General features: G+C 69.9%; 10 protein-coding genes. 8 read left to right on the top strand and 2 right to left on the bottom strand.

All coding sequences use genetic code 11. From position 1 onward, the window contains the following. The first annotated feature begins 15 nt into the window (after positions 1-15). The 3 genes from ARC20_RS05220 (at position 16) to zwf (ending at position 3,992) form a co-directional block, all read left to right on the top strand. Complete coding sequence (locus ARC20_RS05220; RefSeq protein WP_202595432.1) at positions 16-342, top strand: low molecular weight protein tyrosine phosphatase family protein; 327 nt, start codon at positions 16-18, stop codon at positions 340-342. A 147-nt stretch (positions 343-489) separates the two neighbouring features. Further along, positions 490-2,286, top strand: a complete 1,797-nt coding sequence (locus ARC20_RS05215) for a glycoside hydrolase family 15 protein (RefSeq protein WP_057645389.1) — start codon at positions 490-492, stop codon at positions 2,284-2,286. After that, the gene (gene zwf, locus ARC20_RS05210; protein ID WP_057645386.1) at positions 2,283-3,992 is read left to right on the top strand and encodes a glucose-6-phosphate dehydrogenase; all 1,710 of its coding nucleotides are present in this window, start codon (positions 2,283-2,285) and stop codon (positions 3,990-3,992) included. Before ARC20_RS05215 ends, zwf begins: the two co-directional genes overlap by 4 nt. 6 nt (positions 3,993-3,998) lie before the next feature. Here zwf and ARC20_RS05205 read toward each other — a convergent pair whose 3' ends face one another. Further along, a complete protein-coding gene (locus ARC20_RS05205) occupies positions 3,999-4,391 on the bottom strand; it encodes a hypothetical protein (RefSeq protein WP_146165784.1) in 393 nt (130 codons plus the stop codon). A 53-nt stretch (positions 4,392-4,444) separates the two neighbouring features. Beyond that, the gene (locus ARC20_RS05200) at positions 4,445-6,271 is read right to left on the bottom strand and encodes a monovalent cation:proton antiporter-2 (CPA2) family protein (protein ID WP_057645379.1); all 1,827 of its coding nucleotides are present in this window, start codon (positions 6,269-6,271) and stop codon (positions 4,445-4,447) included. 320 nt (positions 6,272-6,591) lie between these two features. On the opposite strand from ARC20_RS05200, the gene mgtE reads away from it, so the two are divergent. From mgtE to ARC20_RS05175, 5 genes are all read left to right on the top strand, one after another. Continuing rightward, a complete protein-coding gene (mgtE, locus tag ARC20_RS05195; protein ID WP_057645375.1) occupies positions 6,592-7,962 on the top strand; it encodes a magnesium transporter in 1,371 nt (456 codons plus the stop codon). Between the two features lie 73 nt (positions 7,963-8,035). After that, the gene (locus ARC20_RS05190; RefSeq protein ID WP_057645373.1) at positions 8,036-10,741 is read left to right on the top strand and encodes a bifunctional acetate--CoA ligase family protein/GNAT family N-acetyltransferase; all 2,706 of its coding nucleotides are present in this window, start codon (positions 8,036-8,038) and stop codon (positions 10,739-10,741) included. Between the two features lie 79 nt (positions 10,742-10,820). Further along, entirely contained in the window at positions 10,821-11,558 is a 738-nt protein-coding gene (locus ARC20_RS05185) for a hypothetical protein (RefSeq protein ID WP_057645370.1), read from the top strand. A gap of 411 nt (positions 11,559-11,969) precedes the next feature. Further along, complete coding sequence (locus ARC20_RS05180) at positions 11,970-14,375, top strand: ribonucleoside-diphosphate reductase subunit alpha (RefSeq protein WP_057645367.1); 2,406 nt, start codon at positions 11,970-11,972, stop codon at positions 14,373-14,375. A 156-nt stretch (positions 14,376-14,531) separates the two neighbouring features. Further along, on the top strand, positions 14,532-14,756 hold the full coding sequence (locus tag ARC20_RS05175) for a hypothetical protein (protein WP_057645364.1): 225 nt from the start codon (positions 14,532-14,534) through the stop codon (positions 14,754-14,756). Positions 14,757-14,801: the final 45 nt, after the last annotated feature.

Here is a 14,801-nt window from a genome sequence, read left to right as displayed (position 1 = left end):
CCGCTGGCGCGCGTCCTGTTCCTGTGCAGCCGCAACCGCCTGCGCAGCCCCACGGCCGAGCGGGTGTTCGCCGACTGGCCCGGCGTGGAGACCGACTCGGCCGGCCTGGCCGATGACGCCGAGGTGCCGCTGTCGGCCGACCAGCTGGAAGGCTGCGACCTGGTCTGCGTCATGGAGCGCGCGCACCTGCGCCGGCTGAAGCAGCGCTTCGCCGCGCACCTGCGCGGCATGCGGGTGGTGTGCCTGGATATCCCGGACGATTACGCCTATATGGACCCGGCGCTGGTCGCGCTGCTGGAGCGCAAGGTCGCGCCGCTGCTGCGGGGCTTGACCGGGCGCTGAGCCATCGGGCGCGCCCGCGACCACGCCATATACAAGCGCAAGCAAACGTCTCTCCCGCAACGCAGCTTCCCAAACGCCCGCGCGCCGCTGCATCAAATGCTCACATCCCCCATGTGAGACTGCGCCCTTTCCGGCGACGGAGCCCGCATGACCGGGACGGCAGCACGCATCGAGGACCACGCCATGCTCGGCAACTGCCGCAGCGCGGCGCTGGTGGACCGCGACGGCACCATCGACTGGCTGTGCCTGCCGCGCTTCGATTCCGATGCGGTCTTCGCCGCGCTGCTGGGCAACGAGGAACACGGCTGCTGGAAGCTCGCCCCGAAAGCGCCGTACCGCAGCACGCGCCAGTACCGCGACGGCAGCCTGGTGCTGGAAACCACGTTCGATACCGAGACCGGCAGCGTGCAGTTGCTGGACTTCATGGTCACCAGCCACGACGAGGAAGTGCACACGCACCTGGTGCGCATCGTGCGCTGCACGCGCGGGCAGGTGGACCTGCAGATGCGCGTGCTGCTGCGCTTCGACTACGGCCACTCGGTGCCGTGGGTGACGCAGATCGACGATGGCATCCAGGCGGTCTGCGGGCCGGACCGCGTCACCCTGCGCACGCCGATGCACCTGCTCGGCCATGACCTGGCCACCGAAGTCGAGTTCACCCTGCTCGAAGGCGGCCACACCTGGTTCGTGCTCAGCCACGGCTTGTCGCACGAGCAGGCGCCGCCGCCACTGGACCCCCTGCAGGCGCTGCGCGAAACCGAGGACTTCTGGCACCGCTGGTCCGACCGCTGCCACAGCGCGGGGCCGTGGGATGCGCAGGTCAGGCGCTCGCTGGTGGTGCTCAAGGGCCTGAGCTACCTGCCCACCGGCGCCATCGTCGCCGCGCCGACCACCTCGCTGCCCGAACGCCTCGGCGGCGAACGCAACTGGGATTACCGCTACTGCTGGCTGCGCGATTCGGTGTTCACGCTGGTGGCGCTGATCACCGCCGGTTACCACGACGAAGCCGAAGCCTTCCGCGACTGGCTGCGCCGCACCGTGGCCGGTTCGCCCGACCAGCTGCAGGCCTTGTACAGCGTGTGGGGCGAGCGCCGGCTGCTGGAATGGTCGGTGCCGTGGCTGCCGGGCTACGAGGGCTCGCAGCCGGTGCGCGTGGGCAACGCGGCGGCCGGCCAGTTCCAGCTCGACGTGTATGGCGAACTGATCGGCGCGTTTCATTACGCGCATGAAAAAGGCGTGCCACCGCCGAAGTGGGGCGACGGCCTGCTCACCGTCTACCTGGAGCAGCTGGAACAGCGCTGGCAGGAACCGGACGAGGGCATCTGGGAGATCCGCGAGGCGCGCCGCCATTTCGTGCATTCCAAGGTGATGGCGTGGTTGGCATTCGATTGCGGCGCGCGCGACGGCTTCGGTGATTCCACGCCCGAGCAACGCGTGCGCTGGCGCGCGCTGGCCGACCGCATCCATGCCGAAGTGCTCGAACGCGGCGTGCATGCCGATGGCCATTTCGTGCAGAGCTACGACTCGGACCGCCTCGACGCCGCCTGCCTGCTGATTCCCCTGGTCGGCTTCCTGCCGCCAGACGACCCGCGCGTGGCCGCCACCGCCGACGCCATCGCGCAGCGCCTCACCCTCGACGGCCTGGTGCGCCGCTACCACGCCGACGACGAGGCCGATGGCCTGCCGGCGGGCGAGGGCGTGTTCGTCGCCTGCAGCTTCTGGCTGGTCGACAACTACACCCTGCTCGGCCGGCTGGACGAGGCGCGCACGCTGCTGGAGCGCCTGATCGGCCTGTGCAACGACGTCGGCCTGCTGGCCGAGGAGTACGATCCGCGCAGCGGCCGCATGCTCGGCAACTTCCCGCAGGGGTATTCGCACGTGGCCCTGGTCAACAGCGCGCTGCGCCTGCATGGTCTTTCCGGAGAAAAGGAACGCCACCCATGACCGCCAACCCGGCCGTGCCGCCTTGCCTCATCGTCGTCTTCGGTGCCCGCGGCGACCTCACCCGCCGCCTGGTGATGCCCGCGCTGTACAACCTGCGCCGCGCAGGCGCGCTGGGCGAACACTTCGCCATCGTCGGCGTGGACCACGGCGACATCAGCGAACGCGCGTGGCGCGGCAACATCGGCCGGCAGATGCGCGAGCTGCTCGTGGCGCGCGATGCCGAGTTCCAGGCCGAGGGCTTCGACACCCATGCCTGGGACTGGCTGCGCGAGCGCATGCACTACCTGCGCGGCGACTTCACCGACCTGGACGCCTACCACGCGCTCGGCACGCTGCTGGAGAAGCTGCACGCGCGCTACGGCACCGAGGGCAACGTGCTGTTCTACCTGGCCACGGCGGCGCGCTTCTTCGAGCCGGCGCTGCTCAACCTCGGCGCGGCCGGGCTGGTGAAGCAGAAGGAAGGCAATGGCTGGAAGCGGGTGATCGTGGAGAAGCCGTTCGGCCATGACGTGCCCAGCGCACGCCGACTCAACGACATCGTCGCGCGCGTGCTGGAGGAGGACCAGGTCTTCCGCATCGACCACTTCCTCGGCAAGGAGACGGTGCAGAACATCCTCGCCTTCCGTTTCGCCAACGGCCTGTTCGAGCCGGTATGGAACCGCGACCGCATCGACCACGTGCAGATCACCGCCGCCGAGACCATCGGCGTGGAAGGGCGCGGGCGCTTCTACGACCCCACCGGCTGCCTGCGCGACATGGTGCCCAACCACCTGTTCCAGCTGCTGGCGATGATCGCGATGGAACCGCCGGCGGCGTTCACCACCGAGGCGATGCATCGCCGGCGCGCGGAGGTGATCGAGGCGGTGCGCCCGCTGAAGCCGGAGGACGTGGTGCGCGGGCAGTACGCGGCCGGCGCGATCAACCGCGTCGCCGTGCCGGGCTATCGCGAGGAGGACACCGTCCCGGAAGACTCCAATACCGAGACCTACGTGGCGATGAAGCTGCAGGTCGATACCTGGCGCTGGGCCGGCGTGCCGTTCTACCTGCGCACCGGCAAGCGGCTGCGCGAGCGCACCACCGAGATCGCCATCCGCTTCAAGCCCGCGCCGATGGCGCCGTTCCGCAGTACCGAGGTGGGCGGGTATGGCCCGGACTGGCTGGTGCTGCACATCCAGCCGGACGAAGGCATCTCGCTGCAGTTCGACGTCAAGCGACCCGGCCCGCAGGTGGCGCTGGCGCCGGTGCGGATGGATTTCCGCTACCGCGACTGGTTCCCCAAGGAATACACCGTGGGCTACGAGCAGTTGCTGCGCGACTGCATGAACGGTGAGTCCGGCCTGTTCCAGGATGCGGCGATGGTCGAGGCGGCGTGGCGCATCGTGCAGCCGATCCTCGATGCGTGGAAGGAACCGCCGAGCGATTTCCCGAATTACCCTGCCGGCAGTGCTGGCCCGGCGGCCGCCGATGCATTGCTTGCGCTGAATGGCGGCCACGCTTGGCGCGCGTTGACCGCCGGCCGACGCCCACCGCCGCGGCGCGCGGCCGAGGAGCGCTCGGTGGCCAAGCGGTCGACCACGACCGCAGGCAAGTCAGCGAAGCCGGCGAAGGCAACCAAGGCGACCAGGGCGACCACGCCGAAGAAGGCCACGAAGGCGACCCGCACCCCCGCGCGCAAGACCAGCGCTCGCCGCAAGCCGCGCGGCTGAGCCCCCTCAGGGCGCGCGCTGGAACACCACCGTCAGCGGCGTGGACGGGTCGTGCACCAGCAGGCGCGCGCCGCGCAGGCAGTAGCGATGCGTGCCGGGGGCGCCATTGATTTCCATGCGGTAGCAATCGCCCTGCTGGTCGAGGACGCGGTAGTGGCGCGAGATCGCCTCGGGCATGCCGTCGATGCGCATCACCAGCGCTTCGTCGGTGATCTCGATGCGCCCGCCGCCGTAGACGGCGCGGATCTGCGGCACCGCCTGTGCGGTGATGCCATCGCGGCGCGCCTGTTCGATCGTGCCCTGCAGGTCCACCACCCATTGCCCCTGCAGCGGCGAGCGCGCCGTGCAACCGAGCAGGGCGGGCAGGCAGAGCGCCCAGGCCAGCATCCTTCGCTTCATCCGTCTCCCCCGATGACGTGAAGGCGGATCATCGGGCATGCGGCCGGCGCCTTTCAACGGGCCGGGCCGCCTTCGCGCGCGGGGCCGGGCACGGCCTCGTCCGGCGGCGGCGCGTCGGTTTCGATGTCGGCCTCGAACAGCCGCATCAGGTCCGCGCGTGCCTCGCGCGAGGTCTGGATCACCGCCGCCTCGTCGTCGTACACCAGGTACTGGCGCTTGAGCAGGTCCTCGTCGTGCTGGCGGAACCGGGCCACCGTGTGCTCGGCGGCGGCCGCGTCGCTGCCCAGCTCCACCAGCATGCGCTCGCTCAGCTCCAGGCTGGAGCCGAGCACTTCGCGGAAGGGCTCGGCGCCCAGGTCCATCAGTTTCCAGGCGTGCTGGCGGTTGCGCGCGCGGGCCAGCACCTTGGCCTGCGGGTACAGCCGGCGGATCAACCGCACCGCCTTGATGTTGGTATCCGGTTCGTCCATGGCGATGACGAACACCTTGATGCGATCCGCGCCGGCCGCGCGCAGCAGTTCCGGGCGCGTGGGATCGCCGTAGTAGAGCTGGCTGCCGAAGCGGCGCAGGTCTTCCACCGTCTCCGGGTTGTGCTCCAGCGCCACGTAGGGAATGCGCTGGGCGGTGAGCAGGCGCGCAACGATCTGCCCGAAGCGGCCCATGCCCGCCACCAGCACCTGCGGCGACTGCGGGTCGATCTTGTCGAATTCCTTCTCCTCGCGCTCGGCGCGCGGCGCCTGCCCGAGCAGCCGCTGCATGCCGAGCAGCAGCAGCGGCGTGAGCGCCATCGACAGGCCGACGATGGCCACCAGCCGGTCGTGGTTGGCGGCGTTGAGCAGGCCCACGCGATGCGCCTCGTTGAACACCACGAAGGCGAACTCGCCGCCCAGCCACAGCACGGTGCCCAGCATCAGGCAGCTGCGCATCGGCAGCCGCGCCACGCGGCCGACCAGGAACAGCAGCGCGAACTTCACCACCAGCAAGGCACCGACGCCGGAGGCCACCAGCAGCGGCTCGGCGGCGATGCGGTCCAGGTCGATGCCCATGCCCACGGCGATGAAGAACAGGCCCAGCAGCAGGCCTTCGAACGGCTCGATCTGCGATTCCAGCTCGTGGCGGTATTCCGAATCGGCCAGCAATACGCCGGCCAGGAACGCGCCCAGGCTCGGGCTCAGGCCGGCCTCCTGCATGAACCAGGCCGTGCCCAGCACCACCAGCAGCGCGGTGGCGGTGAAGACCTCCGGCAGCTTGGTACGCGCAACCACGCGGAACAGGTGGCGCAACGCGAAGCGCCCGAACAGGATCACCACCGCCAGCGCGCCCAGCGCCACGGCCACGTCGCGCCATTCCAGCGCGTCGTTGCGCACGCCGCCCAGCAGCGGGATGGCGGCCAGCAGCGGGATGGCGATCAGGTCCTGGAACAGCAGGATGGCGAACGCCAGCCGGCCGTAATCGCTGTTGAGCGCCTTGTGTTCGGCCAGCAGCTGCAGGCCCACCGCGGTGGAGGACAGCGCCAGCGCGATGCCGACGATCAACGCGGTGCGCCAGCCGAAGTGGTCGGCCATCAGCAGCGCGCCCAGCGCCACGGCCGTGAGCAATACCTGCGCGGTGCCCGCCCCGAATACCGAATGGCGCATCAGCTTCAGCCGCGCCGGCGAAAGCTCCAGGCCGATGACGAACAGCAGCATCACCACGCCGATCTCGGCGGCCGAGAGGATGCGGTCGGCGTCCTGCACGAAGCCGAAGCCATCCGGGCCCAGCAGCACGCCGGCCACCAGGTAGGCCAGCACCGCGCCCAGGCCGAACTTCTTGAACACCGGCACGACGATGATCGCCGCCAGCATCAGGACCAGCGCCAGCTCCAGGCCACCACTATGCATCGGACATCTCCATGGGGGACTGCATTATGGCCGCGCGCATCGCCCGTGGGCGGGCGGCGGGCGGCACGCTGCGTCACGGGCCGGGCGATGAACCGCCGCGCGAGGCGGGTGGCCCGCGAGGTTGACCACCCCCGGGCATCGGCGCAGACTTCGCGCGCCGCCGGACAGGCCCACCTGGCCGGCGCATCCTTTTGGAGTCCCGATTCCCATGTCCAGCGACAGTCACCCTAGACCCTGGTCGACGCCAGCGCCGGCAGCCGCCTGATCGCATCGGGGGTTCGCCGCGCCATCGTCGACGATGGCCGTATTGCAGGCGAACCATGCACAACGAAGACCTCCTGCGCCCCGTCACGGGCGCCGATGACCTGATCGCGCCCCTGGCCGAGCTCAACACCGCCGATGCGGTGGAGTACCTCAACGCCCAGGACCGCGAAGACGCCACCGCCGTGCTGGCCGCGCTGCCGCAGCCGCGCGCGGTGAAGATCCTCGAACAGCCCGAACTGCGCGATGCCAGCGCGTTGGTGGCCGCGCTGCCGCCCGAGCTGGCCGCCGCGCTGCTCGGCCAGATGGCCGACGACCGCGCCACCGACATCTTCCACGAGCTCGACGCCGCGCAGCGCGAGGCGCTGCTGTGGCGGCTGGGCACCGACGCGCGGCTGTCGATCCAGAAGCTGATGCGCTACCCGCCGCACACCGCGGGCGCGCTGATGACCACCGAATTCGTCGCCGTGCCGGCCGACTGGACCGTCGCGCGCACGCTGCAATACGTGCGCGAGGTCGAGCGCAGCCGCGAGACGGTGTATGCGATCTACCTGCTCGACCCACGGACCCGCCAGCTCGAGCAGGTGGTGACCATGCGCCGGCTGATCACCGGCCTGCCGGAGACGCCGATCATGGAGGTGGCGCAGGTCAATCCGCCGATCGCCGTGGACCCGATGCTCGACCAGGAAGAAGTGGCGCGGCTGATCCGCCGCCACGACCTGCTGGCGATCCCGGTGGTGGATGCCGGTGGGCACGTGCTGGGCATCGTCACCGTGGACGACATCCTGGACACGCTGATCGCCGAATCCACCGAGGACGTGCAGAAGTTCGGCGGCGTGGAAGCGCTGGACAAGCCGTACATGCACATCGGCTTCGGCGAGATGATCCGCAAGCGCGCCGGCTGGCTGAGCGTGCTGTTCCTGGGCGAGATGCTCACCGCCAGCGCGATGCAGCACTTCGAGGACGAGTTGTCCAAGGCCGTGGTGTTGACGTTGTTCATCCCGTTGATCATGAGCTCGGGCGGCAATTCCGGCTCGCAGGCGACCTCGCTGCTGATCCGCTCGCTTGCGCTGCGCGAACTGCGCCTGCGCGACTGGTGGAAGGTGGCGCTCCGCGAACTGCCGACCGGCATGGTGCTGGGCGCGATCCTCGGCCTGCTGGCGATCATCCGCATCGCGGTGTGGCAGAACACGGGCCTGTACGACTACGGCGCGCACTGGAAGATGGTGGCGCTGACCATCGGCGCGGCGTTGGTGGGCATCGTGACGTTCGGCTCGCTTTCCGGCTCGATGCTGCCGTTCGTGCTGCAACGGCTGGGCTTCGACCCGGCGAGTGCGTCGGCGCCGTTCGTGGCCACGCTGGTGGACGTGACCGGGCTGGTGATCTATTTCAGCATCGCCGCGGCGATATTGAGCGGCACGCTGTTGTAGGGCGCGGCGGCCGCGCCGCCACGATTTGCGCACGCGCATACCGCGCCCACGCGCTCCCGTGTACGGTAGCCGCATGAGCACCTACCACCTCTCCTCGGTCTTCCGCCCGCAGTCGGTCGCGGTCATCGGCGGCAGCCCGCGCGAACGCTCGGCGGGGCGTGCGGTCGTGCGCAACCTGCATGCGGCCGGTTTCCCCGGGCAGATCGGCTGGGTCAACCCGCGCTACCCCGAGATCGACGGCATCGCCACGGTGCGCAAGCTCAAGGACCTGCCGTGGGTGCCGGACCTGGTCGTGGTCACCGCGCCGGCCAGCATCGTGCCGCAGGTGATCGAGGCCGCCGCCGAACGCGGCGTGCCCGCCGCGGTCATCCTCACCGCGCACCTGGGCGAAGGCCCGGGCTCGGCGGGCGAGCGCGTGGAGCGCATCGCGCGCGCGGCCGGCCTGCGCATCCTCGGCCCGCACTGCCTGGGCGTGATCGCCCCGCACGCGCGCCTCAACGCCAGCATCGCCGCGCACACGCCGCAGGCCGGCGACCTGGCGCTGGTGTCCGACTCCAGCGCCATTGCCGCCGCGCTGGTGGAGTGGGGCGTGGCGCGCTCGGTCGGGTTCTCCGCCGTGGTCTCGCTGGGCGACACGCTGGACGTGGATTTCGGCGACCTGCTCGATTACTTCGCCACCGATTACCGCACGCGCGCCATCCTGCTCTACGTCGAGCACATCAAGGACGCGCGCAAGTTCATGTCCGCCGCGCGTGCCGCCGCGCGCGCCAAACCGGTGGTGGTGGTGAAGTCGGGCCGGCAGTCGCAGCGCAATGCCGGCGCCAGCACGCACGCGCAGGCGCTGGCCGGCTCCGACGCGGTGTACGGCGCCGCCTTCGCGCGCGCCGGCCTGCTGCGCGTGGGCGCGCTGGACGAACTGTTCGCCGCCGCCGAGACCCTCGGCCGCCTGGGTACGTTCCCGGGGCGCCGGCTGGCGATTCTTTCCAACGGCGGCGGCATCGGCCGGCTGGCGGTGGACCAGCTCACGCTGCGCGGCGGCAGCCTGGCGTCGCTCTCGGAAAGCACCATCGCGCGGCTGGACCAGGTGCTGCCGGAAGGCTGGTCGCGCGACAACCCGGTGGACATCATCGTCGACGCCGACGGCGAGCGTTACGCCGGCGCCATCGACGCCTTGCTGGAGGACGCCGGGAACGACGCGGTGCTGGTCATCAACGTGCCCACAGCCTTCACTTCCTCGGCCGATGCCGCCAAGGCGCTGACCCGCAGCCTGGGCCAGCGCGACCGCTACCAGCGCCAGAAGCCGGTGTTCGCGGTATGGCTGGGCAACGACGATGCCGCCATCGCCGCGCTCAACGCCGCGCGCGTGCCCACCTACGCCACCGAGTCCGACGCGGTGCGCGGCTTCACCCACCTGGTGCGCTATCGCGAGGCGCAGGCCGCGCTGATGGAAACCCCGCCCAGCCTGCCGGAGGATTTCGTCGTCGACGCGGCCTGCGCGCGCGCGTTGGTCGAGGCGGCGCTGGCGAAGGGGCAGCGCTGGCTCGACCCGGTCGCCACCACCCAGCTGCTGGCTGCCTACGGCATCCCCTGCGTGCCGGTGCAGATCGCCGCCAGCGCCTACGAGGCCGCCGAACTGGCCGAGACGCTGATTGCCGCCGGCGCCACGGTGACGGTGAAAATCCTGTCCGACGACATCGCGCACAAATCCGATGTCGATGGCGTGCGCCTCAACCTGCCCAGCGTCGGCGCGGTGCGCGAGGCGGCCGAGGGCATCCTGCGCCGCGCGCGCGAGGCGCTGCCGCACGCCGCCATCGGCGGGGTGGTGGTGCAGCCGACGGTGGTGCGCCCGAAGGCACGCGAGCTGGTGGCCGGCATCGCCGATGATCCGACCTTCGGCCCGGTCATCGTGTTCGGGCGCGGCGGCACCGCGGTCGAGGTCATCAACGACCGCGAGCTGGCGCTGCCGCCGCTGGACCTGCGGCTGGCCCACGAGCTGATCGGCCGCACCCGCGTCTCGCGCATCCTCAAGGGCTACCGCGACGTCGCCCCCGCCGACGAGCGCGCGGTGGCGCTGGTGCTGGTCAAGCTGGCGCAGCTGGCGGCGGACCTGCCGGAAATCCTCGAACTGGACATCAACCCGCTGCTGGCCGACCGCGATGGCGTGCTGGCGCTGGATGCCCGCGTGGCGGTCGGCGCGCCGCGCCGCCTGCACAAGGGCCGCGGCCACCCGCGCTTTGCGATCTTCCCGTATCCGAAGGAGTGGGAGCGCCAGATCACCCTGGCCGACGGCGCGCGCGCCCTCGTGCGTCCGGTGCGGCCGGAGGACGACGCGCTGTTCCGCGCGTTCTTCGCCCGCGTGACCGACGAGGACCTGCGGCTGCGCTTCTTCCAGTCGGTGAAGCATTTCAGCCACGAGTTCATCGCCCGCCTGACCCAGCTGGACTACGCCCGCTCCATCGCGCTGGTGGCGATCGAACCGCGCAGCGGCGAGATGCTCGGCGCGGTGCGCCTGCATGCCGATGCCGATTACGAGCGCGGCGAGTACGGCATCCTGATCCGCTCCGACCTCAAGGGCCACGGCATCGGCTGGCAGCTGATGCGCATCATGATCGAGTACGCGCACTGGCTCGGCCTGAAGACCGTCGAGGGCCAGGTGCTGCGCGAAAACCGCACCATGCTGGCGATGTGCGAGAGCCTGGGTTTCAGCCTGCATCCGGACCCGGAGGACGCCTCCTTGATGAATGTGTCGCTGCCGGTGGCGGAGATTCCCGAGAACTGAATCACATCGCCGCCGCCGGCCCGGCAGCGTTCACGTGGGCTGCGGCAGCATCGCTGCACCCAGTGGAGCGGAGCAGGACATGAGGCAGGCGGCGATGGCGCGTTGGCAGGTGATGGCGGTGCTGGTCGCGGGGCTGGCCGGCTGCAAGGATCCGGCGCCGGCGCCCGCCGCCGCCGCCGGCAGCGCCGACGTGGCGCAGGCCGCCCGCCCCCTGGCCGAGCAGGCCGCCGCCGATGCCGCCGCGCTGGCGGCCCCGCCGCTGGCCACCGGCATCAGCCTGGACGGCAACGCCTTCGACGACATGCTCACCGGCCTGCACCTGGCCGCGCCGGCCGGCCTGCAGTGGCGGCGGGACTTCCACCCCCAGTTCCTGACCCCCTCGGGCTGGGCGATGTTCGTGCCTGCGGGGCAGGCCGGCACGCCGCTGGCCGCGCTGCTGGTGGATGGCTCCAACGAGATCACCGCCGCCGAACTGCGGGTGGGCCGCAGCGACGACCCCCAGGCCGTGGCCAGCTGCATGCAGGCCCCCGCCGAAGCCCAGGGCACGCCGGAGCCGGTGGTGCTGGACGGGGTGGACTTCGTGCACTACCACGCCGCCGACGCGGCGATGAGCCACTACCTGCAGGTGGATGGCTACCGCGGCATGCGCCACGGCCACTGCGTGGCGATCGACCTGATCGTCAGCGGCACCCGCCCGGAGGTCTACGACCCGCCGCGGCAGCCACCGTTCGCCGTGGAGGCAGCCCAGGCCAGGCTGCGCGAGGCCCTGGCCGCGGTGCACTGGAACGAGGCCGCCGGGCCTTCGCCGAGCCGCTGAGCGGCGCCTTCGCGCGGCGTTCTGCGCACTCGCGCCAGGTGAAGAAAAACTTGACAAAACCCAATGGCGCGCCGGGCAAGGCCTGCGGCAAATCACCCAACATCGTGTGTTGACGCATTGGGGCGACCCCACTATCTTGGGTTCATCGGCAGCGCGTGACCCAAGTCACGACCTTCCAGCAACAGGCAGGCAACCCCCGATGGGCCACCCCTGTGCCGGACCGATCGCCGCGTGCCAAGCACCACGCGCGGCGCCGGCCGTGGCCTCCCGGCAGGGGTGGACGGTGAAGTGGAAGCTCTGCCCGGGGACCGCCCCGGGCGTCGCAGCTTTCGCGACACCGCCCGACCAAGCTGCGATGCCCGACCCACCCAACCGTCGTCTGCCCCCCGCAGCCGACCGCGTGCCTCATTCATGGAGAACAGAGCCGTGACCTCGCCCGAAACTTCCACCGCTACCGCCGAGAAAGACGCCCAGTTCCTGCTCACGTCGCCGCCGACCGCCACGGTCATGGGCGTGACCAAGCGCAACGGCAGTATCGAGCCGGTGGATCTGAACAAGATCGTGCGTGCCGTGCAGCGCTGCTGCGAGGGCCTGCACGCGGTGGACCCGATGCGCGTGGCCACCCGCACCATCTCCGGCCTGTACAACGGCGCCAGCACCCGCGAGCTGGACGAGCTGTCCATCCGCACCGCCGCGCTGCTGATCGGCGAGGAGCCGGAATACGGCCGCCTGGCCGCGCGCCTGCTGGCCAACTACATCGCCAAGGAAGTCTCCGGCCAGGAGATCCACGCCTTCTCGCAGTCCGTGGCCCGTGGCCACGAGGTCGGCCTGATCAACGACCGCCTGCTGAACTTCGTGCAGACCAACGCGCGCAAGCTCAACGACGCCATCGACATCTCGCTGGACCTGCACTTCGATTACTTCGGCCTGCGCACGCTGTACGACCGCTACCTGCTGCGCCACCCGCATACCCGCAAGGTGCTCGAGACCCCGCAGCAGTTCTTCCTGCGCATCGCCAGCGCCCTGAGCGAAGACGTGCCCGAAGCCCTGGCGCTGTACAAGCGCATGGGCAACCTGGACTACCTGCCGTCCTCGCCGACCCTGTTCAACTCCGGCACCACCCACGAGCAGCTGTCCTCGTGCTTCCTGCTGGATTCGCCGCAGGACTCGCTGGAGTCGATCTACTCCAAGTACGGCGACATCGCCCAGCTGTCCAAGTTCAGCGGCGGCATCGGCGTGAGCTACACCCGCGTGCGTTCGCGCGGCTCGCTGATCAAGTCCACCAACGGCCACTCCAACGGCATCGTGCCGTGGCTGAAGACGCTCGACTCCTCCGTCGCGGCGGTGAACCAGGGCGGCAAGCGCAAGGGCGCGGCCTGCGTGTACCTGGAAACCTGGCACGCCGACATCGAGGACTTCCTCGAGCTGCGCGACAACACCGGTGACGAGGCCCGCCGTACCCACAACCTCAACCTGGCCAACTGGGTGCCGGACCTGTTCATGAAGCGCGTGGAGGCCGACCAGGAATGGTCGCTGTTCGACCCGCGCATCGTGCCGGAGCTGACCGACCTGTACGGCGACGCCTTCGAGGCCGCCTACGTCCAGGCCGAGGCCCAGGGCAAGGCGCAGCGCACGATCTCCGCGCGCAAGCTGTATTCGCGGATGATGCGCACGCTGGCCGAGACCGGCAACGGCTGGATGACGTTCAAGGACAAGTGCAACAAGGCCAGCAACCAGACCCTGCGCACCGGCAACGTCATCCACCTGTCGAACCTGTGCACCGAGATCCTGGAGGTCACCTCCAACGACGAGACCGCGGTGTGCAACCTCGGCTCGATCAACCTCGGCCGCCACTTCGACGAGTACGGCGATTTCGACTTCGACAAGCTGGCCGAGACCGTGCGCCTGGCCGTGCGCCAGCTCGACCGCGTGATCGACCTGAACTTCTATCCGATCGAGACCGCGCGCCGCGGCAACCTGCGCTGGCGCCCGGTCGGCCTGGGCTGCATGGGCCTGCAGGACGTGTTCTTCCGCAAGCGCCTGGCGTTCGATTCGGCCGAGGCGCGCGCGCTGTCGCAGAAGATCGCCGAGACGATCTACTTCCACGCGCTGGAAACCTCCTGCGAGCTGGCCGCCGAGCGCGGCAAGCACCCGTCCTTCGGTGATACCCGCGCCGTCAACGGCGAGCTGCAGTTCGACGCCTGGGGCGTGACGCCGGAGAACGGCGAGCGCTGGGACGCCCTGCGCGCGCGCATCAAGGAACACGGCCTGCGCAACTCGCTGCTGATCGCCATCGCGCCGACCGCCACCATCGCCTCGATCGCCGGCTGCTACGAGTGCGTCGAACCGCAGGTGTCCAACCTGTTCAAGCGCGAGACGCTGTCGGGCGACTTCCTGCAGGTCAACCGCTACCTGGTCGACGAGCTCAAGAAGCTGGGCATGTGGACCGCGGAAATGCGCGACACCATCAAGCTGGCCGAAGGTTCGATCCAGGGCATCGCGCAGATCCCGGAAACCCTGCGCCAGGTCTACCGCACCGCGTGGGAACTGCCGATGCGCGCGCTGATCGACATGGCCGCCGACCGCGGCGCCTACATCGACCAGTCCGCCTCGCTCAACCTGTTCATGGAGAGCCCGAACATCGGCGCGATGTCCTCCATGTACATGTACGCGTGGAAGCAGGGCATCAAGACCACCTACTACCTGCGTTCGCGTCCGGCGACCAAGATCGCCAAGACCACGGTGAGCACCTATACGCCGGTCGAGGCGGTGGCCTGCTCGCTGGAGAACCCGGAAGCCTGCGAGGCGTGCCAGTAATGCAGTGACCTGCGGCAAACCGTCCGGGCGCGGGATTGATTCCGCGCAAGGACGGGTTGTCGGCATCGCGTGAGGATGGCATCACCCGATCCGCACCCGTTCGCAACACGCCGCGTGGAGCATCGGGAAAGAACGTGCCCTCCCCGGGGGTTGAAGATGAAGCGCTACGCCAACCGCTCGGGACATTCGGGCGTGGAAGCCTACCGGTTCGACGCGACCTCCCTCTGGGTGAAGTTCCGCAACAGCGACACGCTCTACCAGTACAGCAGCAAGGGCCGCGCCGGCCCCAGGAAGGTGGCGCGGATGAAGACGCTCGCCGAAGCCGGCGAAGGATTGAGCACCTATATCAGCCAGCACGCGCACGACGATTACGAGCGCTGAGGGCCGCCCCAGCAAATCCCGTTTACTTCCGCCGCCGGGCGGGGA

Source organism: Stenotrophomonas panacihumi, assembly GCF_001431645.1.
Taxonomy (GTDB): Bacteria; Pseudomonadota; Gammaproteobacteria; order Xanthomonadales; family Xanthomonadaceae; genus Stenotrophomonas_A; species Stenotrophomonas_A panacihumi.
Note: the sequence above shows the minus strand (reverse complement) of the source record. Positions and strands in the feature narration are given on the sequence as shown.

What these genes read in the sequence shown, in the direction of transcription:
- ARC20_RS05215 (WP_057645389.1), top strand. Translation starts at nt 490, where the DNA reads ATGACCGGGACGGCAGCACGCATCGAGGACCACGCCATGCTCGGCAAC.
- zwf (WP_057645386.1), top strand. Translation starts at nt 2,283, where the DNA reads ATGACCGCCAACCCGGCCGTGCCGCCTTGCCTCATCGTCGTCTTCGGT.
- ARC20_RS05205 (WP_146165784.1), bottom strand. Translation starts at nt 4,391, where the DNA reads ATGAAGCGAAGGATGCTGGCCTGGGCGCTCTGCCTGCCCGCCCTGCTC.
- ARC20_RS05200 (WP_057645379.1), bottom strand. Translation starts at nt 6,271, where the DNA reads ATGCATAGTGGTGGCCTGGAGCTGGCGCTGGTCCTGATGCTGGCGGCG.
- mgtE (WP_057645375.1), top strand. Translation starts at nt 6,592, where the DNA reads ATGCACAACGAAGACCTCCTGCGCCCCGTCACGGGCGCCGATGACCTG.
- ARC20_RS05190 (WP_057645373.1), top strand. Translation starts at nt 8,036, where the DNA reads ATGAGCACCTACCACCTCTCCTCGGTCTTCCGCCCGCAGTCGGTCGCG.
- ARC20_RS05185 (WP_057645370.1), top strand. Translation starts at nt 10,821, where the DNA reads ATGAGGCAGGCGGCGATGGCGCGTTGGCAGGTGATGGCGGTGCTGGTC.
- ARC20_RS05180 (WP_057645367.1), top strand. Translation starts at nt 11,970, where the DNA reads ATGGAGAACAGAGCCGTGACCTCGCCCGAAACTTCCACCGCTACCGCC.
- ARC20_RS05175 (WP_057645364.1), top strand. Translation starts at nt 14,532, where the DNA reads ATGAAGCGCTACGCCAACCGCTCGGGACATTCGGGCGTGGAAGCCTAC.